The sequence below is a fragment of the Pelagibius sp. genome, from assembly GCF_028289705.1.
Lineage (GTDB): Bacteria > Pseudomonadota > Alphaproteobacteria > Kiloniellales > Kiloniellaceae > Pelagibius.
The window spans coordinates 1-24,634 of sequence record NZ_JANQOI010000010.1; the positions used below are offsets into that span (position 1 = coordinate 1).

Sequence of the window (24,634 nt, forward strand, 5' to 3'; positions counted from 1 at the left end):
CCGCGGCCGCGTCGCTCCTCGTCGAATATGCTCTGGCATGTCCTTCCTCGTCGCTCCTAACCGCGGGCCAAATGCGCTCGGACCACTACGGCGAAATGAATCTCAACAGGCCCTAAAGCGCCATGCGGAGCCGACGCCTTTGGTAAGCGATCGCAATCAGACCATTCATTTCGGGCCGGGCTCTAAGGTGCTCTCGTTGCTCATTCGAATGGCCTAGCTGCCCTCGCCATGGGGGAGGCCGGCCTTGGCGGCGCGCGAAATCAGCGCATCGAGAAGGGTTTGGTCCTGATAAAGTTCCTGGCTGCGTATGTAATCCGCGGAGAGACTTGGGTCTTCGGTCAGACCCCGGCGGATTTCTTCCTGCGCCTCGGCTAAATCGCCGAGTGCGACAAGGCTTGCAGCAACATAGACCCTGGTGCGGCGTGTCTGGAATGGAAGCTCCCGCGCCGCGCTCAGCACGTCCTCATACCGCCCGAGGGCGTAGTTGGCGGCAACCCGTTCCTCCATAACCCAGACGGGCAGAAAGGGATCGAGCGTTTCGGCCTGTTCCAGGAGCGCCAGCGCCTTGTCGCTCTCTCCGGCGAAGAGATAAAAGGCCGCGCAGCGACCCATGAGATAGGCGTCATTGGGCGCCAGTTCCAAGGCGCGCTCATGGTACTGCCGGCTGGCCGCGTAGTCCCCGTTCAACTTGATCTGAACGATCCCCATGATCCGGTTTGCCTCCGGATCGGTGGGGTCCAGCGAAAGGGCTCTTGCCAGCTTCTTCTCGGCCACAGCGATATCGAAATCCTGCAGGTAAGACCAGGCGCAAACCTGCATAGCGTAAGGACGGCCATAGTTCGGGTCGACTTGCTGGGCCTTTTCAAACCATTGAATGGCTTTGTGAATGTGATCGTCGGTGACGCCCCCGAGCCGGTGGTGGTCGACGCCGCGCAGATAGTGTTCATACGCGGTCATGTCGTTTGGCCGTTTCAAGCGGGCGCGGGCAATGGTCTGTTGCTCGATCCGTCCCGAAACGGTCGCCGCGATGCGCGCGGTGATCTCGTCGAGCACATCCATGATCTCATCGAACGGACGCTGAATGCGGTCCGACCAGACCACGGTCCCGTCGTCTGTATGCGACAATGTGATGTTCACGCGAATACGGTCACCCGCCTTGCGGATCGAACCCGAAACCAGATACCGAACGCCAAGCACCCGGCCCAGTTCCACCGGGTCGCCGGGTGCTGAGGACGCAGCCGCCGTTCTCGAACTCACAAAGATCGATTTCAGGCGGCTCAGTTCCAATGTGAGATCATCGGTTAGTCCTTCGGCAAGGAACTCCTGGTCGCCATCGGCCGAGGATGCGACCTTGAAGGGCATGACGGCGACGGAACTGGGATGGATCTCGGGCGCGGTAACTTCAGCTTCGCGTGTCGGGCTCACCTGAAAGCGGTGACGGTCGATGGGCGCCCTCACCTTCAAGATTCGCAGCGGCTCTTCAATGCCCTTGAACGCGACCTCTCCGAGATCGTCGAAGGTGCAGGGCGATTTGCGGCGAACGTGCTGGTAAAGGTCGCTGGTCACGACGATGTCGCCTGGCTCGGCGGCCGATTGCAAGCGGGCGGCAATATTCACACCATCGCCGCGCAGATCGTCCTCGACAATCATGACGTCATCGACGTGCAAAGCGAAGCGGAACAGATCGCCGGAAGGAAGACCGCTACGCGCTTCCATGGCGGCGCGCAAGGCGTTGATGGCACTGGGAAATTCGGCAAGGATGGCATCGCCGGCCGTATTGAACACGCGACCGCCTTGGGCAATGACGCGCGCCCTTACCGTGTCCAGCCAATCGATGAAGCTCGACACCGCGCCTTCTTCATCGCGCGCCATGGCACCCGATGAATCGACGATGTCGGCAAACATGATCGCGGCGATATGCCTGTCGATCACGGCGCCTCCACAGCGATCGGTTGACTCAAGAGGCGAAACTTCATGGCAACCCCTCCCACGGTAGAGGAAGATTACCAAATGCCTGCAGAGGTTTCCAGAAAGCGCCCGAGGTGCGATTCCGGATAGGGCCGCCAGCCAGCGGACCTCCGTTGGGTCCGCAACGGGATCGCTCTGCGCTCGCTGTCGTAGCAGACGTCAGCTCTGCTATGTACGGCCTGGGTCCGGCCCCCACGGCTCCGGCGATGCCGATGATGGTTTATTGAGGCAGAGCAGCAATCGCGTTTGGCCGGAGCCCGCAATGGGCGGTGAGCGATGGACGATTCCGCTGCCGGGTCCGGCGCAACTTCCCTTGAAGACGGCCACGTCGTGAATCCGCAGGCGCTCCAACGGTCCGTCGTATGCGGTTTGCTCGTGCAGGGCGCGTTCGGCGTGAAGCGGATGCACCCACTCGGTCGAGGGACCGCGGTAGGTCGTCAGCAATCGCGCATCGACACAGTCGCGGTGGAATTTCCAACAGGCATCGTCGCGGACGCGCTCCAGCCGCACATCAACCAGATCGCTCCCGGTGATTCCCGAGAACGCCTGGACAAGCTCTTCGACGTCCGCAACCAGCAGGTCTCGCATGTTCCCCGGAGGCATGCCGCAGTCGTCCAAATGCGGTTCCACCGCATGTCGAAAGGTGCCGGGCCGAACGAGAAGCCGAAGACCAGGCAGACGTGAAGCATCCATGTCTTCGAGCCAGGTCTGCAGGCATGAGGGGAGCGCCCGCCGCCAGATCACGAGCTCGATGCCGGGCTTGTGGATGGCGGCGAGACCCTCCGCCTCATCGCAGGTCCCAATGCCTGCAGAAAGCGGGGCGGGAGACCCCTCGGCCGCCTCGCCTTTCGATCTCAGCAGGCCGGTCATGCCGGTTCGGCCCGCTTCCAGACCGGAAAGGGGTCCTTTAGCCTGCTCCAGACAGCAGGCTCCATGCTCATGGCGTTGTCGTCGCCGACAAGGCAGGCATCGAGCCGGCGCCGGACAGCGGCCTCGTCCATGTCGGTGCCGATAAAGACGATTTCCTGGCGGCGGTCTCCGTAGACCGGATCCCAGGCATCGGCAATGTGCCGTCGCCAATCCGGATGGTCCGGCCAGCGCTCCTTCGGCACGCTGGACCACCAGATCCCCATGGCCTCGTGACGCACCAGCGCGCCGGCCTGGCTCAACTCGCCGACCCAGTCCGGGCGGGTAGCGAGCCAGAAATGCCCTTTGGCACGAATGACGCCTGGCCAGGAGGCGTTTAAGAAGGCGTGGAACTTCTCGGGATGAAAAGGGCGGCGGGCCCTATACACGAAACTGCGCACGCCATACTCCTCGGTCTCGGGCTTATGCTCCGCGAAGTCATAAAGCTCCTTGAACCACAGCGGATGTTCCTGGGCCTTGTCGTGGTCGAAGCGGCCGGTGTTCAGAACCTTGTCCAGCGGCACACGCGACATGCTGGTTTCGATCAGCTCCGCATCGGCGTTCAGCGATCGGATGATCTTGCGCGCGGCGTCGAGCTGTTCCGGAGCCGCGGCGTCGATCTTGTTCAGGATGACGACATCGGCGAATTCGATCTGATCGACGAGCAGGTTGACGAGTGTGCGGTCGTCCTCCTCGCCGAGTACCTCGCCCCGATCCCTGAGGAAATCGGTCGAGGCGTAATCGCGCAGGAGGTTCGCGGCATCGACCACGGTCACCATGGTATCGAGGCGCGAGACGTCCTCGAGACTCTCGCCGTCTTCCGTCCGGAAACTGAAGGTGGCCGCGACGGGCAGCGGCTCGGAAATGCCGGTCGATTCGATCAACAGGTAGTCGAAACGGCCGTCCTGCGCGAGACGCCGGACTTCCTTGAGAAGGTCATCGCGCAAGGTGCAGCAGATACAGCCGTTGGTCATTTCGACGAGCGTCTCTTCCGTGCGGCTCAGATCGGCGCCGCCGTCCCGGATGAGGTCGGCGTCGATGTTCACCTCGCTCATGTCGTTGACGATGACCGCGACGCGCTTGCCCTCCCGGTTGTTCAGGATGTGGTTCATCAAGGTCGTTTTGCCGGCCCCAAGGAAGCCTGAAAGCACAGTGACCGGGAGGGAACGGGCAACCGTCATGATGTGTAACCCTTTGTTCTATAATAATTTGTGGCACGGGCGGGAATGCGCGTTCGCCAGAACTGTAATAATATAACGTTACAAGCTTGCGGCGCAACTATGCTCGCCTGCGCAGCTCGCTTTTTGTCTCGCCTTGGCCGCTAAAGAGTCTCGGAAGCCCTCTGGCTAGCCCCGCAGATCGAACACATAGAGCCGCGCCTCCTCGTCGCTGACCACGTAGAGGCGGTTGGCGGCCGGGTCGACGGCGACGCCTTCGGCCTTTTCAACCTCCTTGTAGTCGCCGTCGATGCTGTAACCGAGGGGGGCGCTGTCGATGACCCGGTTGGCGACCCAGTCGTAGAGGAACAGCCGCCGCGCCTTGTCGCTGACGATCCAGATCGCTTTGCGCGCGCTGTCGTAGCAGAGGCCCGAGTAGTCGATCTCATGGACCGGCAAAGCGTTGTCGCGGAAGCCGTTGTCCTCGTTCAGTAGCCTGTAGCCAAGGATACGCCGGAGATCCGACGACACCTCGATCAACACGCCGGGCTTGCCTTCCTTGACGACGAAGATGGTGTTGTCGTGGGCGTTCCAGGTGATGCCTTCGAGGCCCTTATTCTCTTCGGCGCTGTCGAAGTAGGATTTCAGCGGGCCGTCAAAGCCCGCCATTTTGGCGAGCTTCTTCCGCTGGGCGACATCGCCGCCGGCGACTTCCAGCTTGAAGATTTCGTTGCTCTCTTCCCGCACGGTCAGCAGGAACGCGCCCGCCGGATCCAGGGTGATGCCTTCCATCCCCTTCTTCGGGATCTCGAAGATATCGCCGCGGTCGACCCGGCCCTTCAGATCCAGCTTGAAGACCTTCCTGGTGTCGTCGCTGACGGTCCAGAAGCCGTTGCGATCATGGGCGAGCACAAGCCCCGAGGGCTCCAGCAGGCCGGCGTCTTTGTCCTTGATGCTGTAACGCGCGAGAAACGTCAGACTGAAGCTCATCGGACTCTCCTGGGTTCTTTCGAAGCTGGCTCACTCATCAGTTGAGTATAGCGTAAATTGGACCAATCTACGGCGGTAGATGCGCCCTTTCCTTGCGCTTGGTCCGGCGGCGCTGAAGTCACCCCTTCTTCACAGCAGGTTTACGGCGGCGGTGCGTAGGATCAGCCCCGGGGAATGCCGCCAATCGCCTGAGGAGCCGATGAAATACCGCCCTGACGTGGATGGTCTCAGGGCCGTTGCGGTGCTGCCGGTGATGCTGTTCCACGCCGGGGTGGCGGGCTTTTCCGGCGGCTTCGTCGGGGTCGACGTGTTCTTCGTCATCTCCGGCTATGTCATCGCCCTCAGTTTGCTGGACGATCTGGAAAAGGATCAGTTCTCGGTCTGGCGCTTCTACGCGCGGCGCGTGCGGCGCATCTTCCCGGCCCTCTTCGTCACCGTCGCCGTTACCGCCGTCTTCGCTTACCTGCTGCTCCTGCCCTCCTTCTTTCTGGACTTCTCCAAGAGCCTGCTGGCGGCCTCGGTCTTTCTCTCCAACATCTACTTCTGGAAGGAGTCTGGCTACTTCGCCGCAGATGCGGTGTTCCGGCCCCTGCTGCACACCTGGTCGCTGTCGGTGGAAGAACAGTTCTACCTCTTCATGCCGATCGCGATGCTCGTCATCTACCGGTTTCTTGGAAAGCGCTGGCTGCTGGTTCTCTCACCCGCGATCCTGGCGAGCCTGGCCTTGAGCGCCTATGCCGCGACAACGGCGCCGACGGCGAACTTCTTCATCCTGCCGACCCGTGCCTGGGAGCTGCTGCTGGGGGCCGCCCTCGCCCTCGGCCGAGTCCCGCGGGTGCAGAGCCGCTGGCTGGCGGAGGGTATCGGCGGGGCGGGTCTGGTGTTGATCGGTATTGCCGTGTTCACCTTCGATGAGACCACTCCCTTCCCCGGGCTGAACGCGCTTTACCCCTGCCTCGGCAGCGCGCTGCTGATCTATGCCGGCATGTCGGCGACGCGGCCCCTGGCAACCACCCTGCTGTCACTCCGCCCGCTGGTCGCCATCGGGCTGATCTCCTATTCGCTCTATCTCGTGCACTGGCCCATCGTCTCTTTCCTGCGCTATCAGTCGCTGGACCACCCGACGGTGGCCCAGACCCTGGCGATGCTCGCCGCCAGCTTCATCCTGGCCGCCCTCTCCTGGCGTTACGTCGAACAGCCCTTCCGGCGCCCTCACCCGGCGATCACCCAGCCGCGGCTCCTGGCCGGCGGGGTCGCGACCATCGCTGTCTTTGCGGTGGTCGGTGCAGTCGGAATCGCCGCCGAGGGGTTTCCCCACCGCATGACGGACTTCAAGGAGCAGACCATCGCCGGGCATCAGCACTGGAATCAGGGCACCTGCTTCCTCGCCAACAACCCGGATCACCGCCGCTGGGACGCCGAAGCCTGCACCATCACCGAAGGCAGCGGGCCGAAGGTGCTGCTTTGGGGCGACTCCCATGCCGCCCACTACGTTCCGGGCATCATGGCCAACGCTGCGCTGAACGGCGCGCAGGTCGTGCAGTACACGGCGGCCGGCTGCCCGCCGATCCTCTCCTACTACTCCCATGCGCGCCCGCGCTGCACGGCCTTCAACGCCCATGCCCTGACGCTCGTCGAGGATCTGGACATCGACGCGGTGGTCCTCGGTGCGCGCTGGACCGACCTGCAGAGTCGCGGGCTGGGTGAACTGCAGAGCACCCTGTCGAAGCTCGCGCCGCTGGATGTGAAGGTTCATGTCATCGGGCAGTCGCCGCAGTTCTCCGCCGACGTGCAGGTCATCGCCCACAGCAAGGGAAACCGCGCGGCTGCCGGGGTGGACCGCTGGACGGTCTTTTTCGACCCGGCTATCAACGCCGAACTGAAGGCCCTTGCCGGATCGGCCAACTTCATCGATCCGCTGCGTGTGCTCTGCGAAGGCAGGCTCTGTCCCTATCGGGAACGCGGCCGCTTCCTCTACGAGGACGCCGAGCACTTCTCGGTCTACGGCAGCGGCAAGGCGGTGGCCGCCTTCTTTCCCCTGACGCCATGAGCGTGGCCTTCAGTTGAGCGTGGAGACCGGAGGGCCAATCCCTGCGGTTGCGGTTAAGCGTTTTTTTACGCCGAATCGGTGCTATACATAACATCTAACAGTTATGTTTAGTTCATGGAAATCAAGGAAGAATACAGGATCGCTGTCGAGGCTTGCCCGACCCCTTTGATGCTGGTCGCGCAGGATGGCGTCATCGTGCTGACGAACCGGCGCTTCGACAGCCTGTTCGGGTACCACGAGCAGGCTCTTTGGGGCCAATCGGTCGACCTGCTGGTGCCGGAGGAGATACGGGACGCTCATCCCGAGCTTCGTCAGGCGTTCTTTGAGGTGCCGACCAGCCGCGACATGGGCACCGGCCGCGATCTGTTCGGCGTGCGCAAGGACGGCGAGAAGATTCCCGTGGAGATCGGCCTCGATCCGATCCAGTCGGACGGCACCACGCTGGTCATGGTCTCGGTGCTCGACATCCGCGAACGCAAGGCCGGCGAGACGAGAATTCGCCGCGCCCTCGATGCCGCCTCCAGCGCCATGGTCATGATCAACGACCACGGCAAGATCGAACTCGTCAACGAGCAGACCGGTATGATGTTCGGCTATGAGCCGAAAGAGCTGCTCGGCCAAGCCATCGAGGTTCTGGTGCCGGAACGCTACCGCCGCAAGCACACCGTCTTCCGGGTCAGCTACCAGAACACGCGCGACCGGCGTGACATGGGCGTGGGGCGCGATCTGTTCGGGCGCCGGAAGGATGGCACAGAGTTCCCGGTGGAAATCGGCCTGACGCCCATCGACGGCATCGACGGACGGTTGATCATGGCAACCGTGATCGACATCAGCGAACGCAAGCTGATCGAAGAGTCGATCCGTCGGAAGAACGAGGAGCTTGAACGCCTGAACCGCGAACTCTCTGAGTTCGCCTACAGCGCCTCCCACGACCTGAAGTCGCCGCTGTCCTCGATGGTCGGGCTCCTGGACCTGATCACGGGCGACCTGGACTCCGGCGACCACGAAGAGGCGCAGTTTAACCTGAAGCGCGCGCGCGATCTGGGCAGCCGTCTGGCCGGGCGCATCGAAGACATGCTGACCCTGGCGAAGTCGGACAGACAGGACGACGGCTGGGCCGGGCTCTCGGTTTGCGACGAGGTCGCCACGGTCTGGCAGATTCTGCAGAGCGGCGTGGAGACCGAGATCCGCTTCTCGACCCGGTTCGACCACGTCGATCCCCTGCGAACGGTTCCGGCACGCTTTCACATCGTGCTGGAAAACCTCCTGAGCAATGCCATCAAATATCGCGATCCGAAGAAAGCCGAGCACGAGATCAGGGTCGAGACCTGGGACCAGGGCGGCCGTTTTCACCTGGCGGTGCGGGACAATGGCGTCGGGATCCCGGAACAGTACCAGGGAACGGTCTTTCAGCTCTTCAAGCGGATCGCCGACAGCAGCGAGCCTGGCAACGGCGTCGGCCTGGCGCTGGTCAAGAAGAACGTACTGCGTTTGGGCGGGGATGTCACAGTCGAAAGCTCTGACGAAGGCTCGATCTTCACGGTCGTGCTGCCGCGGCAGCACGAAGACGGTGTACGCCCGGCGACGGACCAGATCCTGGAGGTGGCACAATGAAGGTTCCCATCGTGGTCGTCGATGACGAAGAGGTCGACCGCTATATCGTTAACCGCGTCGTCAAGCAGTCGGGTATCGACTCCAAAGTGGTGGAGTTCCAGGCCGGCGACGAGTTTCTCGAGGTCATCACGGACGAACGGCGCCGCGCCGAGGAGATCGGCGTCGCACCGCCGCCGATCCTGGTGCTGCTCGACATCAACATGCCCCGCATGACCGGCTTCGAGGTTCTGGAATCGATCCGCAACAGCCTGGGCGCGGATGAGGACTGCCCGGACTACATGGTGGTTCTGATGTTCTCGTCCTCCAACCACGCCGAAGACAAGAAGGAGGCCTACTCCTATGGCTTCGTCAAGGACTACATCGTCAAGCCGCTCACCGAGGCGGACGTCAAGAACATGGTCGAACGCTACTATCGGGTCTGAGCGCGGCACCGTCGCCGCGCCGATCTGATCGGCACCGCCGTCAGTCGAGTCTGCAGACCAGCGAGTCCGGGTACTGGCAGGGATCGCCGGGGGCCGTGTAGGACACCCGGGCGACGACCGCGGAAACGGGTTTGCCCGGGTCGCTGAAGCCTCCGAGCCATTGCGGCATGGTCTCGCTTGCCCAGAGGCTGAAGAGGATCTTCATGGGCCGGGCCGGCAGCTTCTGCGGATCGGTCACCGTGTGGACCAGTTGCCCGTTCACGAAAAAGCGCAGGCGGTTCTTCTCCCAGACGAAGGCATAGTCGTGAAACGCGGCCTCCGCGTCGCCGGGAAGCGTCGCCAGCGTTTCGTTGCGGCCCTTTCCGTCGACGAAGTGATTGAGCTGTACCCGGGAGGTATCCTTGCCCAGGATCTCGAAGTCGATCTCGTGCCAGGGCTGCTTGTGGACCGGACCGATGTAGGTGAAGAAGGCCGTGTTGAAGCCGGAGCCGGCGACAGCCTTCATGCGGGCCTCATAGACCCCGTGGCCGAAGCGCTGCCTGCTCTGAACTTCGGCGCAGGCATAGCGCCGCTCCCCACTCGGCCGCTCAGCGAACGACAGGCGCAGTGTGCCCTCACCCACGCTGACCTGGTCGGCGGACCAAAGGCAGTTCTGATAGGTGCCGTTGGCCCAGCCATCGGAGATGTACCAGCGTTTCTCGTTAAGCCGGTCGAACTCCTCGACGAAGGAGGCCCCGGTGCGGGCCGGCTCCGCCGGTGCGCGATCCGGGAGCGCCAGAAGGTTCACGAGAAAAAGAGCCGCGAGCGCGCCGGCCGGGATGCCCGGGCCACGGGAGAGTACCATCCTGCTCCGCCCTTCTCCGATCCTGCGACGCTGCGCGGAGCCGACAGCCTAAGCCCGTGGGCACCGCGGCGGCCTCTGTCCTTTTTTGGGCGCAGGCTCCTCCGTGCCCTATGGAACGCGGAAACAATCGGATCGGGGAACCGAAAAGGACTGGGGGAGCGCCCCTGGTAAGAAGCGCTCCCCCAGAAACCGAGACTTCAGGCGGTTCAGCCGCCAGTGCTGCGCACGGCCTGACCGTCGTAGCCGTAGATGAAGGTCGCGCTCTCGATGAAGTTGAAAGGGATATCGAGGCCGATTTCCCGCACCTTCAGGAAGTTGATGGCGATGTCCGGCGGGGAGACGATGCCGACCCGCAGGTCGCTCACCTTGGCCGTGCCCTGAAGCACGCTGTAGCCGTAGAGGCTCGCCAGGTGGGCGTTGCTCTCAAAGCTGATGCCGATGGACATTACGGCGCTGTCCGGGCCCTCGGCAACCACCTCGGGAACCACGCTGAGGACCGGAACCCGGTCGGCATTGGCATTGATGGTCTCGATCTCACGGAACACGGCGGTGCTGCCGGTGATCCAGAAGATGCTGCGCTCCAGAAGCGGGTCCGACTTGCGCATGGTCGCCACGGCGGAGGGGACCAGCGTGTCCAGTTCGGCGGCCGCGTTCTTCGGATCGTCAACGGACAGCATCACCACGTTGATGCCCTTCTCCCGGGCCAGTTCGGCCATGGGATTGGCCTGGGTCTCGACGGCGCTGACGTTCTGGCTGTCGACCAGGATGGCGAAGTTCCTCAGGTCGGGCATGAAGTCCACGATGTAGGCCATCTGGACTTCGACCGGCATGTTCAGCGAGGTGAAGGCGAAATTGGTGCCGGAGCCGTGATCGTAGGAGTCCATCTGGCCGAGCAGCACCGGGTCCTTGGAACAGACGGAAACCACCGGGATTTCGCCGCCCTTGTAGTTGTTCCAGAGATAGGCGGTCGAGCGCGAGCCCATGGAAAAGATCAGTTCGCTGCCGTTCTTCTCGGCCATCGCAATGGCCTGCTCGCCCTGCTTTTCGTCACCCCCGTAGTTGTAGACGGTGAACTCGGCATTGACGCCCTTGTTGGCGAAGACCGTCAGGATCTTGGAGATGGCGACGTCGTAGGCCGACGAAGGCTTGGGATAGAGCACGAAGACCTTGCGCGCCGGGCCCGAGCCGTCGATCCGGGTGATGCGGACCTGGTTCTCGTCGCCCTCGACCGCGGTGAAGTCCCACTGGGCCCCCAGGGTCGCTTCATAGCGGAACCAACTGCTGTAGCCCGGCTCGGCCGCCCTGGCAGGCGAACCCGCCAGAAGCATCAGGCAGACCACAATTGAGCAGGCGACGAAGATGCGGTGAAGCATATGCGTCTGGGTCATTGTCAGCTTTCCTCTCTCTCGCTGGCGAGATCGTTGTAGGGAGTGGGGCGGATCGCAAAAAGCAGCCCGAGAACCGCCACACCGATACCGATTTGCAGAATGATCGTGGGGCTTTGGCCATAGAAGGCGAAGAGCTGACCGACGACCAGAGGGCCGGCCACGTGTCCGATGCGCTCCAGGAAGCGGTAGGCGGCGGAGGTCGAGGCCTCGCCGATCTGGCGTGACAGCTTGGAGTTCACCACATGGGTCACGACCGGCGCATTGATGAATCCATGGGCGGCACCGACCGTCGCGGCGCCCAACACCAGCATCAGGGTCGAAACCATGGAGCTGCTGGTCAGCAGGCCGTGGTCGGTGTTTGCGGTGAGGCCGATGACCACCATACCCAGCCCGGACAGCAGGGCGCCGATCACGAGGACCGAATTGGTCTGCCCCGAGCGGTCGACGGTGCGTGAGATATAGGCACTGGAGATGACCACCGCGACCGCGTAGATCATCAGCACCTGGCCGATGTCTTCCTGGCGGTATTCGGCCGCCTGCATCAGCAGCGGCAAGGCGAAGATGATGACGCCGGTAAGCACCGCCTTGGCGGGGATGCCGATCAGCATGATGGTGCGCAGGAACTCAAAGCTGCGAACCACGTCGGCGATGTCCGTCAGGATGCTCCGCGCCTTGGCGGCGGTGGCCGCGTTCATTTTCACCGGCGGCACGACGACCAGGGTGTAGAGCATCATCACAAAAGCAACGGAACTGCCGATCAGGAACACACCCTGGGGACCGAGCTGTGTGACCAGCAGCGAGCCGATGGCCATGCCAGAGATCATGCCGCCCTGGAAGCCGAACACGATGATCGCATTGCCCTGGGTCCGCTCCGAGCGCGCGGCTGTCGCCAGGATGTAGGATTGCACCCCGATAAACAGCATACCCTGCCCGAGGCCGGAGAGAATGCGGGCGAGAATCACCGCTTCGAAGGTCGGGTAGAGCGCGAGAATCGAAAGGCCCGCAGCCGAGAAGACCAGGCCCAGATACATGAGCGGTCGCGCGCCGTGCCGCCGCTGGGCAAAGAATCCCGCAGGTATCAGACTCGACGCGAAGGCGATGAAGTAACTGGTAAAGCCCAGCGATGCGGCGGCCTCGGACAGCCCCGCATTCAAGGCGGCAGCCTGGATGAACTGCGGCAGGAAGGCGTAGGTGAGGTGTTCCGAGAGCACGGCGACGAAGAACACCGGTTTGACCAGCAAGAGGGCTCGCTGGTCCTCGGTCGCGTCCGGAACCGCGTCCAAAGCGTCCCTGGGGCGTTTCGCCATCTGTACCGAGCCGGCGAACTGCAGAAACACGCCGGCCATGAAGGCGGATGCCAGGAACAGAGCGGCGAAGTTCTTCACGCTGCGTATGGTCTGTCGCACGACGATATCGCCGGGCACCGACACGGCGACCTGGACGGAGCGGCCTGCCGATGTGCCGACATCCAGCAGGTACTCGTAGTCGTTGCTGTTACTTCGCCACGGCCGTCCGATGGAGGCGCTGTTGGTATGAATGGCGACCTTGCCGTCGATCACCAGCCCGGCGGAGCGGATGTCCGAGTTGAGTTCCTTGAAGTCGGCAAAGACCTTCTCAAGCCCCTGCACCTCCAGAATATTGAGGTTGAGCTCCAAGACGTTGTCGATTCGTTGGCCGAGGGAATCGGCCAGGCCCTTGGTCTTGGCCCGCGCGCCGTCGGAATACAAAGAAACCAACGTCACGATGACTATGGCGGAGATACTGGTGAAAATCAGGCCATAGACGACCTGCATCCATCTTCGGCGCCGGCCGGCAAGCTGTGAGGCCTGCATGGCCACAAAGATGCCGAAGCCGACCGCCGCAACGGCCGATGCCAGCAAAACCGGCTTGAAACTCTCGGCAACGCGCTCCTCGACAACGGCCAGAGGCATGCTGAGGGTCAGGCTGCCGACGTTCTCAAAGCGGTTGCGCAGGGGAAGAATGACCTGCAGCGTGGTGTCGTTTTGCCAAGCGCTGAACGGCAGGGTCTTGTCTTGGGCAATGGGCTCCATGCCCAGCAGCAGTTCTGCCGGCTCCCTGCCCGCCTCGAAGACGATCTGTCCGCTGGCATCGAAAGCCGCAACCGAGGCCAGGGTGTTATCGGAGGTCAGCAACGAAACGGCGCTGGTCCGAAAGCCGACAAACTGCTTCAGCGGCAGGCCCGGGCGCAGGAAATGCTCCATGTTGCTCTGCAGGCTTCTGCCCAGAGCCGCGAGCTTCTCGATCTGAAACTGGGTAAAGGTCCGCTTTGCCTCACCGGTCCCCACGTAAATCAGCAGCAGCAAGGACAGCCCCGTGACGATTGCCATCGTCAGGCCATCCAAGGCGGCGCTATGCCAGGAGGATCGCTGCTTCATTATCCAAACTCGGTCCGCTGCGCAAAACCCTGACTATTGTTGCTCGAATAAGGTTTGCAGATGATGAACCGTTCCGCGCCGTTGGCAGAAAAGCAGATCGATCCTGTCTGCAAGCAGGGATAAGACCAGGTCGTCGTAGTCCATGCCGTGCTCGGCAAGGCCGGCACAGACAAGGCTGATCTTGTCGCCTTTCGGCATTTTGAGGTCCGGTTTAGGGTTGGCCTCCAGGATATAGAGCTCGCCGTCCTCGGCCATGCGCAGGTCAAGGCGGGTCAGGGTCTCCAGATTGAGGCCGAGATAGACTTCAAGCGCGATCTCTTCGAGCCTCGCAATGAGCTCCGGCTCGGTATCCCGCGTCAGCAGCCGCAGCCGACTGGTCGAAATCGGCTTCTGGTCCATGGAGGTGAAGATGCGCTCATCGCTCTCCAGAACCCGTTCCGTCGGGGAAAAGGCGAAGGGCTTGCAACCGACCTGAAGCTCGCGGTTACGCGCGGTCACCGGGCCGCCGATCGCGACGCAGAATTCCCGGCCCGGCAGAAACCGTTCGATGATCACGTGGTTCTGGGTCGCGTGGAAAACCTGCTCGACCACGGCCGAGGTGTCTTTCCAGTCGTCGACGACATGCACGTGAAGCGAAGCCCGGCCAGAGGCGGGTTTGACGACAAGAGGCCCGTCATAGCCGGCGAACACGTTCTTGAAGTGCGTGTTCCGCTCGGGCTCGAAGGGCCCGCGTGCCAGGTGCCAGGTGATGAAGGGCGAGGTCTTGAGGCCCAGCGATTCGGCCTCCCGCTTGAACAGCGGTTTGTTGTCCAGGATGCTGGTGGTCAGCGGGTCATGGCCGACATAGGGGACGCCGAACATTTCCAGCATCGCCGGACCATGGGCCATGGGATTATATCCCTGGATGCCGCCGGTATTCAGCCAGGCGAAGTGAATGGCCCGCTTGCGCAACTCGTCGCCCAGGCTCATGTCGTCGGGCAGCACGTGGACGGAACGGAATCCTACCCGCTCCAAGGCGCCGGCGATGTCGCGGGCCACTGCCTCGTAGCTTTTCCAGGGACGGGTATTGGGGGTCTCGTAGATGACGTTGCCGGGGATGCACTTGTCGCCGCCGTAGATCACGGCGATGTTCATCCGGCTCTTAAAGCACTCGATTTGACGCTCCAGTTGACCGCTCCGCCCCTGGCGCCGGGGTGGATGATCACGGGAATCAAGCCAGCGAACTCGAAACGCAGGTTCCTGCTCAAGCGCTTGATAGTTCACGTCCATGGAATCCCGTCAGCCCCCGTAAACATTTCTACAGGCCGCCAGACGTTAATTTCCGGTAGTTAAAATTCCATGAAAAATGCCGCGTAGCGCTTATGGCACTTCGGGCCTCGGAATAAAGGAATGCTTAATTACTATTGCTTAAACGTACGAAATACTTCTTTCGTCAAACAACCTGTGGGCCAGTCGCGATATGGGTGAAATCAGGGCGCAGCCAAGGGACTCCGGGCCGGCCAGCGACATGGACGAAGCGCCGGACGACGTTGGCTATCATCCGCATGCGACACAGAGCAGCGACAGCGACAGTCGCTTCGAGAACGACCTGCTGCTGAGGCTGTTGCGCTGTCAGAGCGAAGTCCTTGGCCACATCACCAGCAAGGCATCGACCGACGAAACCTGCGCGCCGATCTTCGCGACGGCCACCAACCAGCTGTCACCTTGTGGTTGCGGCATCGAAATCCGCAGCCCGCGGTCCGGGCTGGTTTACCACCTGGCGCAACAGGGCCTGTCCAACGAGATTGTCCGACACGGTGCGCATCGCCCCATAGAAGAGTGCAAGAGCCTGGGCGCACATTGCATCACCCAGGGCCAGGTGGTCCTGGTGACCGATCTGCAGCAACCGTCCAAGACTCTGGGCGACGAGCTTCGCAGCTCTCTTCTGGGGGCCGGTATCCGCGCGGCCTGGGCGCTTCCCGTTCCTGACGAGGACGGCCTCATCATCGGATCCTTGACCTTCTATTTCGAAGAGCCCTTTACCGCTGCCAGCAAGGACTGGCAGGTTGTGGAGTTCCTGGCGGACCTGGCAAGCCATGCGGTGATTCACCGCCTCAGCCGGCAGGCCAAGAAGGTTGCCGACAGCCGCTTCGACGTGCTCAGCGACGCCGTGCCTGGCGTCGTCTATCAGCGGATCGTGACCCCCGATGGTCAGATTCGCTACACCTACATCAGCGATTCTGCGGAGGATCTGTTCGGTGTTCCCGCCCGGGAAATCCTGGAGGATCCCAACGCTCTGTTCGACTGTCATGGCGAGGGCTACCGCGAGGGCTTTCGCGACCGCCTTCTCGAGGCGTCTCGGCGGCTGGAGATCTGGGACGTCGAGGCCACCATCGTCTCGCGCGACGGCAGCACCAAGTACACCCACGCGATTGCCAAGCCGCTGAAGCAGGCCGACGGCACCGTGGTCTGGAACGGTGTCATTCTCGATGCGACCCGCATCAAGGAAGCCGAGATGGAAGCGGCGGCCGCCGAGGTGAGAACCCGGCAGGCGATCGTTGAGAGCCTCAATCAGGGCTTTGTCCTTTTCGATGCTCAGGACAGTCTGGTGATCGCCAACGCCAAGCTGCGCAGCTATTACCCGCAGCTCGCCGAACAGCTACAGCCGGGGACCAGCCTCGCCGACTTCCACGAGGCCGAACGCAGGCTGGGCATTACAGCGCCGGATGAGGACGACGACTTCGACGACGAAGTCCACTCAAACGTCGAGGAGCGCAACCTCTCCGACAAGGCCTGGCTGCTGGTTCAGACCCACAAAGGCGAAGGCGGCGAAACCGTCATTCTCTATACCGAGATCACCGAACTGAAGGAGCGCGAGACGGCGCTGGCGCGGTCGAACCGCGAGCTTCAGGACTTCGCTTCGGTGGCGTCGCACGATCTGCAGGAACCGCTGCGCAAGATCGAGGCCTTCGGCGACCGCCTGGCCACGCGCTGCACCGGGCAGCTCGACGACCAGGGCCAGATGTACCTGGAGCGCATGCAGAGTGCCGCGGGCCGGATGCGGCTGTTGATCAACGATCTGCTGACCTATTCCCGCGTGACCACAAAAGGCAGGCCCTTTGAGCCCTGCGATCTCAATCAGATCGCCAAGGAGGTCATGTCCGACCTCCAGGTCCGTCTCGAGGAAACCCGCGGAACGGTGGAGGTGGAGTCCCTGCCGACCATCGATGCCGATACGGTTCAGATGCGCCAGCTCTTCCAGAACATCGTCAGCAATGCCCTCAAGTATCACCGGGACGGTGTTGCCCCCAAAGTGAAGATCAGCAGCGCCGTCACCGGTGACGAGGCGCGGCCTTGCTGCGAGATCCAGTTCGTCGACAACGGCATCGGATTTGAGATGCGCTATGCGGAGCGCATCTTCAGCATTTTCCAACGTCTGCATGGTAACCAGGAATTTGAAGGCACCGGCATCGGCCTTGCGACCTGCCGCAAGATCATCGAACGACACGACGGTTCGATCACGGTGGATAGCGTGGTTGGTGAGGGCACGACCTTTACGGTCAAGCTTCCGGTCGCCCGTAAGGGAGAGACAGTGAGACGCGAGGAAGAGGAGCGCAAAGCATCATGACTTCGGGCAAGCCCATCACGATCCTCGTTGCCGACGACGATCCCGATGATCGTCTGTTGATCGAGGACGCCTTCCTGGAGAGCAAGCTTGGCAACAAGCTCTACTTCGTGAAGGACGGAATCGAACTGCTGGAGTACCTTCGGCACGAAGGCGAGTATGCCAATCCCGAAGTCTCGCCCCGGCCCGGTATCATTCTGCTCGATCTCAACATGCCGCGCATGGACGGGCGCGAAGCGCTGGTCGAGATCAAGAAGGATCCGAACCTCAAGCAGATTCCCATCGTCGTGCTGACGACCTCCAAGGCCGAAGAGGATATCTTGCGGACCTACGATACCGGGGTGAATTCCTTCATCACCAAGCCGGTCACATTTGAGGGTCTGGTCGATTTGGTGAGGGTCCTCACCAGCTATTGGATCCAGATCGTCGAGCTGCCGCCGGCCGAAGTGATGGCAGAGACCTAAGCCGGGCCGCCGCGACCATGCAAGACGAACGGACCATCAGAGTACTGCTCATCGACGACGATGAGGATGACGTCTTGCTGACGCGCGAGCTGTTTAGCGAGATCAATCAAAGGGACTCTCAGGTCCGTTACGAGCTGGTCTGGGAGAGAAGCCCGACGGCCGGCTTCACGGCTCTCTGCGAGGACCGCTATCACGTTGCTCTGCTCGACTACTATGTTCGCGGACAAACCGGTACCGAGATCGTGGCCGATGCTGTGGCCGCCGGCAGCAATACGCCGATGATCCTGTTGACCGGCGCAGGCTCGGACGAGTTGGACTACGCGGCGATGGAAGCCGGCGCCTCTGACTATCTTGAAAAGGGACACCTTTCGGCCAGCCTGCTGGACCGCTCCATCCGGTATGCGATCCGCTCCGCCCGCTCGCGCGCAGAGCTGGCCTCGGCGAAGGATGCGGCAGAAGCGGCAAACCGGGCGAAGTCCGAGTTCATCGCCAACATGAGCCATGAGCTGCGCACACCGCTCAACGCCATCATCGGCTTCAGCGAAATCATGCTGCGGGAGCTGAAGGGGCCGATCGGCAACGAGACCTACATCGAGTACATCTGCGAAATCCGCCAGAGCGGCGAGCACCTGCTCAACCTGATCGTCAGCATTCTCGACATCTCCAAGATCGAGGCCGGTAAGATGGTCTTGATCGAGGAGGAGTTCGATCTGAAGGCCACCATCCGCTCCTCCCTTTCGATGGTGGCGCCGAGGGCCGAGGCGTCTGGCGTGGCCCTTCACATGTCCGTCGATCCCTCGGCCGAGAGGTTCTTCGGCGATGCGCGCGCCATGAAGCAGATTATCCTCAACCTGCTGTCCAACGCGGTGAAGTTCACCGATGCCGGCGGTAGTGTTTCGGTCAAGGCGACACCGCGGGAAGACGGCGGCCTCACCTTCTCCGTCGCTGACGACGGCGTCGGCATCCCCGAGGAGGCGATCGCCCGGATTCTCGAGCCTTTCGAACAGGTCGGCAATGCCATGACGCGGCGCTGGGAGGGCATCGGGCTGGGCCTGCCCATCGTGAAGCGGCTGGTCGAGCTGCACGGCGGCGAGTTGACGATCGAGAGTGCCGAGCACCAGGGCACGGTCGTGCGAGTTCATCTGCCCGGGAGCCGCACTCTGAGCGAAACCGAGGATCCCGGCTACAGCGCCCAGCGCATGCCCAGCCGCGCCGTGCTGGCGTAGCAGTTCCATTTCGCCGCGGATGACCGCGCGCAGGCAAGCGAAAAGCTCCAGATTTCTCCACAGAGATGATCCGCCAGAACGGTGGATCGCGCGCGCCTTTGGGCGAAGAGCCTGACGGTGCTTCCCGGACGCTGTGCTGTTGAAGTTTCAAGCCGCGCTTCGTAGCGTGGGATGGAAAGCTCGGAGTCCATCGGCTCCGAGCCCGGCAGCCGCTGCGAGAGGAATGGAATTGGCCGTCGAGGGCAAGAAACAGGGGCCAGCCGCGCGCTTTGTCCAGTGGTCGGCGCAGCTCAAGAGGCGCCCGTTGATTGCGGCCGCCTTGGTTCTGATGGCGACCATAGGCGGGCTGACGTCGCTGCACCAGAACCTGAGCCACTGGTGGACGACGGCGGTGGATCTGGTTGCCGGGTGCTCGGACTGCCCACGGTATGAAGCCGTTTCAGCCCTCGAAGACGGGCTCTATCGGGTTCGGCTGGACCGTGCCCCGGCCGGTGACGGCGCGGCCTTTGAAACCGAGGACGGCCTTCTTGTCACCATGCAGAGCGCCCCGGCCCTGGAGGCCCTGGTTCTCGGGTCCCAGACGGCCCCGGCGACCGACACGGCCCTGCACCTTACACCGCTGAGCGAAGATCGGCTGGCCGCCTGGCTCTCCACGAGCCCGCACTGGCCGGCAGTGGACGTTGTTGCCCTGGCCCGGGAGCTGAAGCCGGACGACAGGCCGGCGGCGCTGAAGGCCGCCATCGGCGCCGGCGTTGCCGAGCGGCTTGCCGACCATGACCTGGAGAGCTGCGGCGATATCGCGTCCATCCGCGACCTTCTGGGTCTGGTCGAGGCTGCCGACCTCAAGGGCCATGCCAAGCCCCTGCCGGGCCAACTGGACCTGCTGGCGGTGCTCTACGATTGCGGTGGCGAATCCGAGTGAGCGCCTGCCCCACGTCCACGTCAGGGCTGGATCCGCACACCGATGCTGGCGAGGTAGGTCCGGGCGATGGTCCTTGCGGATTCAGGGTTGCCGGCGCCGCTGACATCGATCAAGGCCTGTACCTTCGGATCGGAAGAGCGGGTGCCGGGGCCGAATCCCAGCTGGTCGAGCAGCAATGACGGGGATCTGCTGGCCGGAAGATCGAAGGCGGCTTCGGTCAGGGCCCTGTAGATGGCGAGGCTGAACGAGATTTCCCTGTGGCCGCGGCGCCAAGCCGCCTCCTCCAGGTCGCTCAGGTAAGCGGCGGCCAGGCGACCGTCAGCCCAGTCTGGAATCAATGCCGAGGCAGCCTTCACAATGAGATCCTCGCCCCTATGCCAGGAGGCCGGCAGATAACCGTTGCGGGCGCCGACCGCAAACCCCAGGCGCCAGAGGCCGAGCGCAGCAGGCTGGTCTCTTTGTTGGTCGGCCAGCAGCCCTGCCAGAATCGCGGCATCCGCCTGGGTCGGGCCACCCGGGCAGCGCCGTTGCATCTCCTCCGGGGCGACCGGCAGGCCTCCCCTCGCCTCGATGCCGATGGCAAAAGCCTCGCAGCTCAAACCGGCCGCCATCAGATCGGCCATCGGCGCTGTCGGGCTGCCGCTTCCCATTTCGGCGAGCGCAGCCGCCTTGAGCGCACCCGGAATGTCGGAAAGCGTCTGCAGTCCGGCCTCATCACCATCGCGGCGCAGCCGGTCAAGGCTCAGAACCCATGCGGGAATGAGGATGGGATCGGCTTCGTGCGCCTCGGTAAGGGCGCGCGTCCGGTCGCTCGGATCGGGTGCCAGCCCGGCCTTCTCAAAGGCACGCTGACAGGCGAGCCGGCCCAGCGCCTGAACCGCGGGCCAAAGGCTCTGCTGCCGCTCAGCGTCCGTCATGGGTTTGTCCAGGTCGTCGCACCTTAGATGCTCGTCGACCGCCGCCTTGGTGAAGGACCGGGCCTCATCGCCGTTGCCGCCGGCCGCACCCGGCGGGTCGGCCCATCTCAGCGCCTGATCGACGACATCGAAGAGCCGGCGGGCCATCGCCGTATGGCCGCGAAGCTCAGCGATCGTTGCGACGACATAGAGCTGAGCGGGCCAGTCGTGGGAGTCCTCCAGACTCCATGGACGGATGACGTGCCGCGCGTCAGGGCTTAAGCCTTCGCCTACCAGCGACCAGCCCGGCGCACCGAACGCCAGGGCCTCGAGCTTTCCGAGGACCCTGTCGAATTCATCCGGCCGGTTGCGATGAACGGCGGTGAGGATCTCGAAGACGAAGGCGTTGTGAAGGGCGACCGCCGTTACGTTTTCCCCGGGGGATCGGCGCATCGCCCAGCCGGCATGGGTAACGGTTTCCGGCGTGACCGACGCGCCGATTCCGAAGGTGATCTCTCCACGGGGTCTGGTGGCATAGACCTGGTCGAGGTCGAAGCCCAGCGAGAAGTCCACCACCAAGTGGCCAATGCTCTGCGACCAGGAGAAGCGGATCGTAGGCACAGGGACTGCCTCGCCAAGCAAGCCCTCGGCGTAGGATGAGGTATGTTCAGCCGCCTCGTCCCATGCGGAGCGCCGCGCCGCGGTCACCGCGCGTGCCATGCGCAGCGGAACGGACAACGGGGGGCAGAGCGTCTCGGCTCTCTCCAGCCACGCCGCAGCGGCGTCGTGCGCGCCGTTGCGCGAGGCCGTGGATGCCGCCCAAACGGCTTGCACAAAGCGATCGTGCAAAGACCGGTCGGCTTCGTTCTGTGTTCGGTTGGGCTCTGGCGGGCCCGCAGAGGCATAGGCGACGAAGTCCGCGGGACCGGAAAGCGCGTCCAGGAGGGCCGCGCCGAACGCGGAGACATCGAACTCGTCGATCGACGTCGTGGCCTCACCCGAAAGCGTGCCGGGCGCCACGAGTTGAAAGGCGGCGACCAGGGCGGCCGGCCCCTGCGCGCGCCCGGTCAGCGCCGTCTCGCGGATCAGGTCGAGCCGTTCCTGGGCCGGGGACCCGGGATCGAAGGCGCGGCCGAAGGCATCCTCAAGGCTCGCCGCGTCGCTCGGCAGGGAGGACAGGACCTTGGAGGCGATATCGATCAGGATCAAAGGCCAGCGGCGGTTGGAGTCCAGCCACACCGCCGGATCGTCGACCGGCACAAGATCGCGCATCACTATCCCGGCCCGGCGAAGAGCGGCAAACTGCCGCGCACCGGAGAGAAACCGCGGCTGGCCATTGTCAGTGGCGATATCGCCAAGCTGCGCCTGGAGTCCGGCGAGCAGGGCGAACAGCGGCCGGCCGGCCGGGGCGTGCCGGGAGAAGTCACTGAAGGCGGCCAGAGCCGAAGCGTTGGCATCGGCGATCAGCGCCTCGTCGCGCCCGCCGTCGAGCAGCCAGTAGACATCCATCAGCGCGGCCTGAATCAACTGGCTTGCGGCCCGGCCGCGCCAGTCCGCTTCGGCTCCGGCACCGCTGGCCGGCACCGTCCTCCAACGCTGCATTGCGGCCATGCCGTCGGCCAGGGCGCTCTCCGCCGTTCGGTTGTCCGACGGCTCGATCCATTCTTCGTTGAGCAGCGCATAGTCGATCAACGCGCGCACGGCGTCGCGGAGGAACAGCGCGTAGCCGCCTTCCCTGACGATTCCGGGAGCAGCGATCTCCGAGACGAGGACCGCAATCTCGCTGACCAGCGGGGCGATCCCATCGGCTTGGTTGGTGAGGACAAGGACGGCGATCTGGGCCGCGATGTTCAAGGTCGCGATCTCGAGGCCCACCGAAGGAAGCGGCCGGTCGCGGGGGTCTTTCAACGCGCCGGGGTTCGGCTGCGGTATGTCGAGCAGTGTCGGCCAGAAGGCCGCGAGGTCGCTGCGCTGTAGCGCCGTTACCGCGCCGCTCAGGTCCCCTTTGTGATAGTGCGTCAGGGCGCCGTAGAAATCGTCGACTGCGGCGGCGAGGACCAGGTCTGCCGACTGCTCTTGCAAGGAACGGTGAGCCTGATGGCTGCCTCCAGGCTCGATGAATTGGTAGAGGCGCTCTGTGTATCGTTCAAAGAACTGGCGGTCGACGGCGAAGGTCTCGAGGTTCTGCTCCAGCAGCCAATAGAGGACCCGGGACCGGCCGACAGGCCGAAGATCGAACTGACCGAGGATCAGCCGAACGTCTTCGCGCTCATGTTGATCGAAGATCTCGCCACCGAGCAGACGGTCGAGGGTCCAGAGCTGTTCAATGCCGCTGCGTGCCCGCGGACGGTCCAGCCGCAGTTCCCGCCCGCGCTCTCTCACGGCGTTCAGGGCGGCGGGCTGTGCGATCGGCTGACGCATGTTGAAGAGATTGGGAAAGTTGGTCAGCCAGGCGCTGCCGTCACGGGTCAGCGAACCCGGTCCTTGCGAACCGTTCAGCCAGGCATCCAAGGCCTCCGTCACCAGGCGCAGGCCCCCGTTTCCGGCACGCTCGAAGGCTTCGCCGGCCTGGGCAAGGTGATCACGGCGATCCTGCGCCGAGGGTGCCTGGCAAGCGATGGCCGTGGCATCGCCATCGTCTGTCAGGAAGCCGAAGGGGCTTTGGTCGCGGAGATGGAGCTGTTCGGCGAGCCTCTGCCACTCGATGACGAGGCTGTGGATGGCGAGCGCAAACTCCCCGCGCCGCACCGCCAGGTCCGGCGCCACCGCGCGGTTCACGCGTCTGGACCAACCCTGATCGCCTCTGAAGAATGCCTGTGCCGCTGCTTCGGAAAGGGCTGCCGAGTCACGGCGCTGATGTGGCGCCCGGCGCTGCTCGTGGTCGTGGACAAGGCGTCCCAGCATCACCAGGGGCCCGGTGACCGGGAGCGCCCGGTCTTCGTCGAGCGGTTGACCGAAGGCGCCGACGAAACCATCGAGCAGCCCGATCCAGATTTCTTCCGGGGGACTGGAGGGCGTGATGGATTCGAAGAGCGCCACCGACGGGTCGGCTGTGGCATAGCTCGACCACAGCCGCCGCACGACGCTGCCTTCGAGCTGCAGGTCGGGCACGCCCTGGCGGGTCCAGCGAAGGACCGCCTGCTGCCAGATATGCGCCAGCCTCGCCTTCGGGCTCGCGGCCTCCAGGATCTGCTTTGCGCGAAACCCGTCCCCGGCCATGAACGCCGTCAGCCCGTGAGACAGGAGCAGACCCTGATGGAGTTCCTCGGTCAGGGCCTCGGCGCCTTGCGCCGCCGCTGTCCCTTCGAGATCGACGGTCCGCAGGACGATCAGGGGCGGCCCCAGCCAGGGTTCGAGCGAGCCACCCAGGGCAGCGGTATGGACCAGGCCGGGAACGGCCGGATCGAACCATGCAAGGGCGCCCGGCTCCGATGTTTCGGCAATCGCGGCGAGCGCGGCTACGAGCACCTGCTCCGGCGGCGAGCCGAGGGTTGGCGGTACATTGCAGATCCGCGCCGGGCCGAGCCCGCGGCCAAGCTGGCGCGCCGCACGTCGCGCCGCCGCGTTGGCGGCTTGCTGCACATCGCTGAGGCCTGGCTCATCCTCGTCCCAGGTAAGGACGGTGACTCCGCCGGGGCTGTGGCAAAGCGGGGAGGCCGCGGACGTCTGGGCGAGGCCGTTGCCGGCACCCGCCACTGCCAGGAGGCAGAACGCAATCACCAGGCCGGCAAGCGTTCTGAACATCGGACGCGTACCTCGCCATATGGCTCTGCTCATGGAACGGCTG

At 63.6% G+C, this 24,634-nt stretch carries 16 protein-coding genes; 7 read left to right on the plus strand and 9 right to left on the minus strand.

Annotation, left to right across the window (positions count from 1 at the left end):
* Positions 1-213 precede the first annotated feature (213 nt).
* The 4 genes from Q0996_RS00685 to Q0996_RS00700 form a co-directional block, all read right to left on the minus strand.
* Positions 214-1,932 (minus strand): adenylate/guanylate cyclase domain-containing protein, encoded by a 1,719-nt coding sequence (locus Q0996_RS00685; protein ID WP_299614956.1) that lies wholly within the window; start codon positions 1,930-1,932, stop codon positions 214-216.
* Between the two features lie 204 nt (positions 1,933-2,136).
* Positions 2,137-2,838, minus strand: coding sequence for a DUF1826 domain-containing protein (locus tag Q0996_RS00690; protein WP_299614958.1), 702 nt, complete (start codon positions 2,836-2,838; stop codon positions 2,137-2,139).
* Positions 2,835-4,055, minus strand: coding sequence for a zinc metallochaperone GTPase ZigA (gene zigA, locus Q0996_RS00695; RefSeq protein ID WP_299614960.1), 1,221 nt, complete (start codon positions 4,053-4,055; stop codon positions 2,835-2,837). The genes Q0996_RS00690 and zigA overlap by 4 nt, the downstream gene beginning before the upstream one ends.
* A 165-nt stretch (positions 4,056-4,220) precedes the next feature.
* The gene (locus Q0996_RS00700) at positions 4,221-5,021 is read right to left on the minus strand and encodes an SdiA-regulated domain-containing protein (RefSeq protein ID WP_299614962.1); all 801 of its coding nucleotides are present in this window, start codon (positions 5,019-5,021) and stop codon (positions 4,221-4,223) included.
* A gap of 199 nt (positions 5,022-5,220) precedes the next feature.
* Here Q0996_RS00700 and Q0996_RS00705 point away from each other — a divergent pair, with 199 nt between their 5' ends.
* From Q0996_RS00705 to Q0996_RS00715, 3 genes are all read left to right on the plus strand, one after another.
* A complete protein-coding gene (locus tag Q0996_RS00705; RefSeq protein ID WP_299614964.1) occupies positions 5,221-7,071 on the plus strand; it encodes an acyltransferase family protein in 1,851 nt (616 codons plus the stop codon).
* Positions 7,072-7,185: 114 nt separating this feature from the next.
* Positions 7,186-8,685: a PAS domain S-box protein gene (locus tag Q0996_RS00710; RefSeq protein WP_299614967.1), complete on the plus strand. Its 1,500-nt coding sequence runs from the start codon at positions 7,186-7,188 to the stop codon at positions 8,683-8,685.
* The gene (locus Q0996_RS00715; RefSeq protein WP_299614969.1) at positions 8,682-9,107 is read left to right on the plus strand and encodes a response regulator; all 426 of its coding nucleotides are present in this window, start codon (positions 8,682-8,684) and stop codon (positions 9,105-9,107) included. Before Q0996_RS00710 ends, Q0996_RS00715 begins: the two co-directional genes overlap by 4 nt.
* 40 nt (positions 9,108-9,147) lie before the next feature.
* Here the strand turns inward: Q0996_RS00715 and Q0996_RS00720 are convergent, their stop codons facing one another.
* The 4 genes from Q0996_RS00720 to Q0996_RS00735 form a co-directional block, all read right to left on the minus strand.
* Complete coding sequence (locus tag Q0996_RS00720; RefSeq protein ID WP_299614971.1) at positions 9,148-9,951, minus strand: glycoside hydrolase family 16 protein; 804 nt, start codon at positions 9,949-9,951, stop codon at positions 9,148-9,150.
* Between the two features lie 206 nt (positions 9,952-10,157).
* Positions 10,158-11,339, minus strand: coding sequence for an ABC transporter substrate-binding protein (locus Q0996_RS00725; RefSeq protein ID WP_299614973.1), 1,182 nt, complete (start codon positions 11,337-11,339; stop codon positions 10,158-10,160).
* Positions 11,340-11,341: 2 nt separating this feature from the next.
* Positions 11,342-13,687: an MFS transporter gene (locus tag Q0996_RS00730; protein WP_299614975.1), complete on the minus strand. Its 2,346-nt coding sequence runs from the start codon at positions 13,685-13,687 to the stop codon at positions 11,342-11,344.
* An 81-nt stretch (positions 13,688-13,768) separates the two neighbouring features.
* A complete protein-coding gene (locus Q0996_RS00735) occupies positions 13,769-14,869 on the minus strand; it encodes a hypothetical protein (RefSeq protein ID WP_299614976.1) in 1,101 nt (366 codons plus the stop codon).
* Positions 14,870-15,242: 373 nt separating this feature from the next.
* On the opposite strand from Q0996_RS00735, the gene Q0996_RS00740 reads away from it, so the two are divergent.
* The 4 genes from Q0996_RS00740 to Q0996_RS00755 all read left to right on the plus strand — a co-directional run bounded on the left by Q0996_RS00740 (position 15,243) and on the right by Q0996_RS00755 (position 19,951).
* Positions 15,243-17,342, plus strand: a complete 2,100-nt coding sequence (locus tag Q0996_RS00740; RefSeq protein ID WP_299614978.1) for an ATP-binding protein — start codon at positions 15,243-15,245, stop codon at positions 17,340-17,342.
* Entirely contained in the window at positions 17,339-17,803 is a 465-nt protein-coding gene (locus Q0996_RS00745; protein ID WP_299614981.1) for a response regulator, read from the plus strand. The genes Q0996_RS00740 and Q0996_RS00745 overlap by 4 nt, the downstream gene beginning before the upstream one ends.
* 17 nt (positions 17,804-17,820) lie before the next feature.
* On the plus strand, positions 17,821-19,029 hold the full coding sequence (locus tag Q0996_RS00750; protein WP_299614983.1) for a HAMP domain-containing sensor histidine kinase: 1,209 nt from the start codon (positions 17,821-17,823) through the stop codon (positions 19,027-19,029).
* 304 nt (positions 19,030-19,333) lie between these two features.
* Positions 19,334-19,951, plus strand: coding sequence for a hypothetical protein (locus Q0996_RS00755; RefSeq protein WP_299614985.1), 618 nt, complete (start codon positions 19,334-19,336; stop codon positions 19,949-19,951).
* A 20-nt stretch (positions 19,952-19,971) separates the two neighbouring features.
* On the opposite strand, the gene Q0996_RS00760 is transcribed toward Q0996_RS00755, so the two are convergent.
* Positions 19,972-24,591, minus strand: coding sequence for a hypothetical protein (locus Q0996_RS00760; protein WP_299614987.1), 4,620 nt, complete (start codon positions 24,589-24,591; stop codon positions 19,972-19,974).
* Between the last annotated feature and the right edge of the window lie 43 nt (positions 24,592-24,634).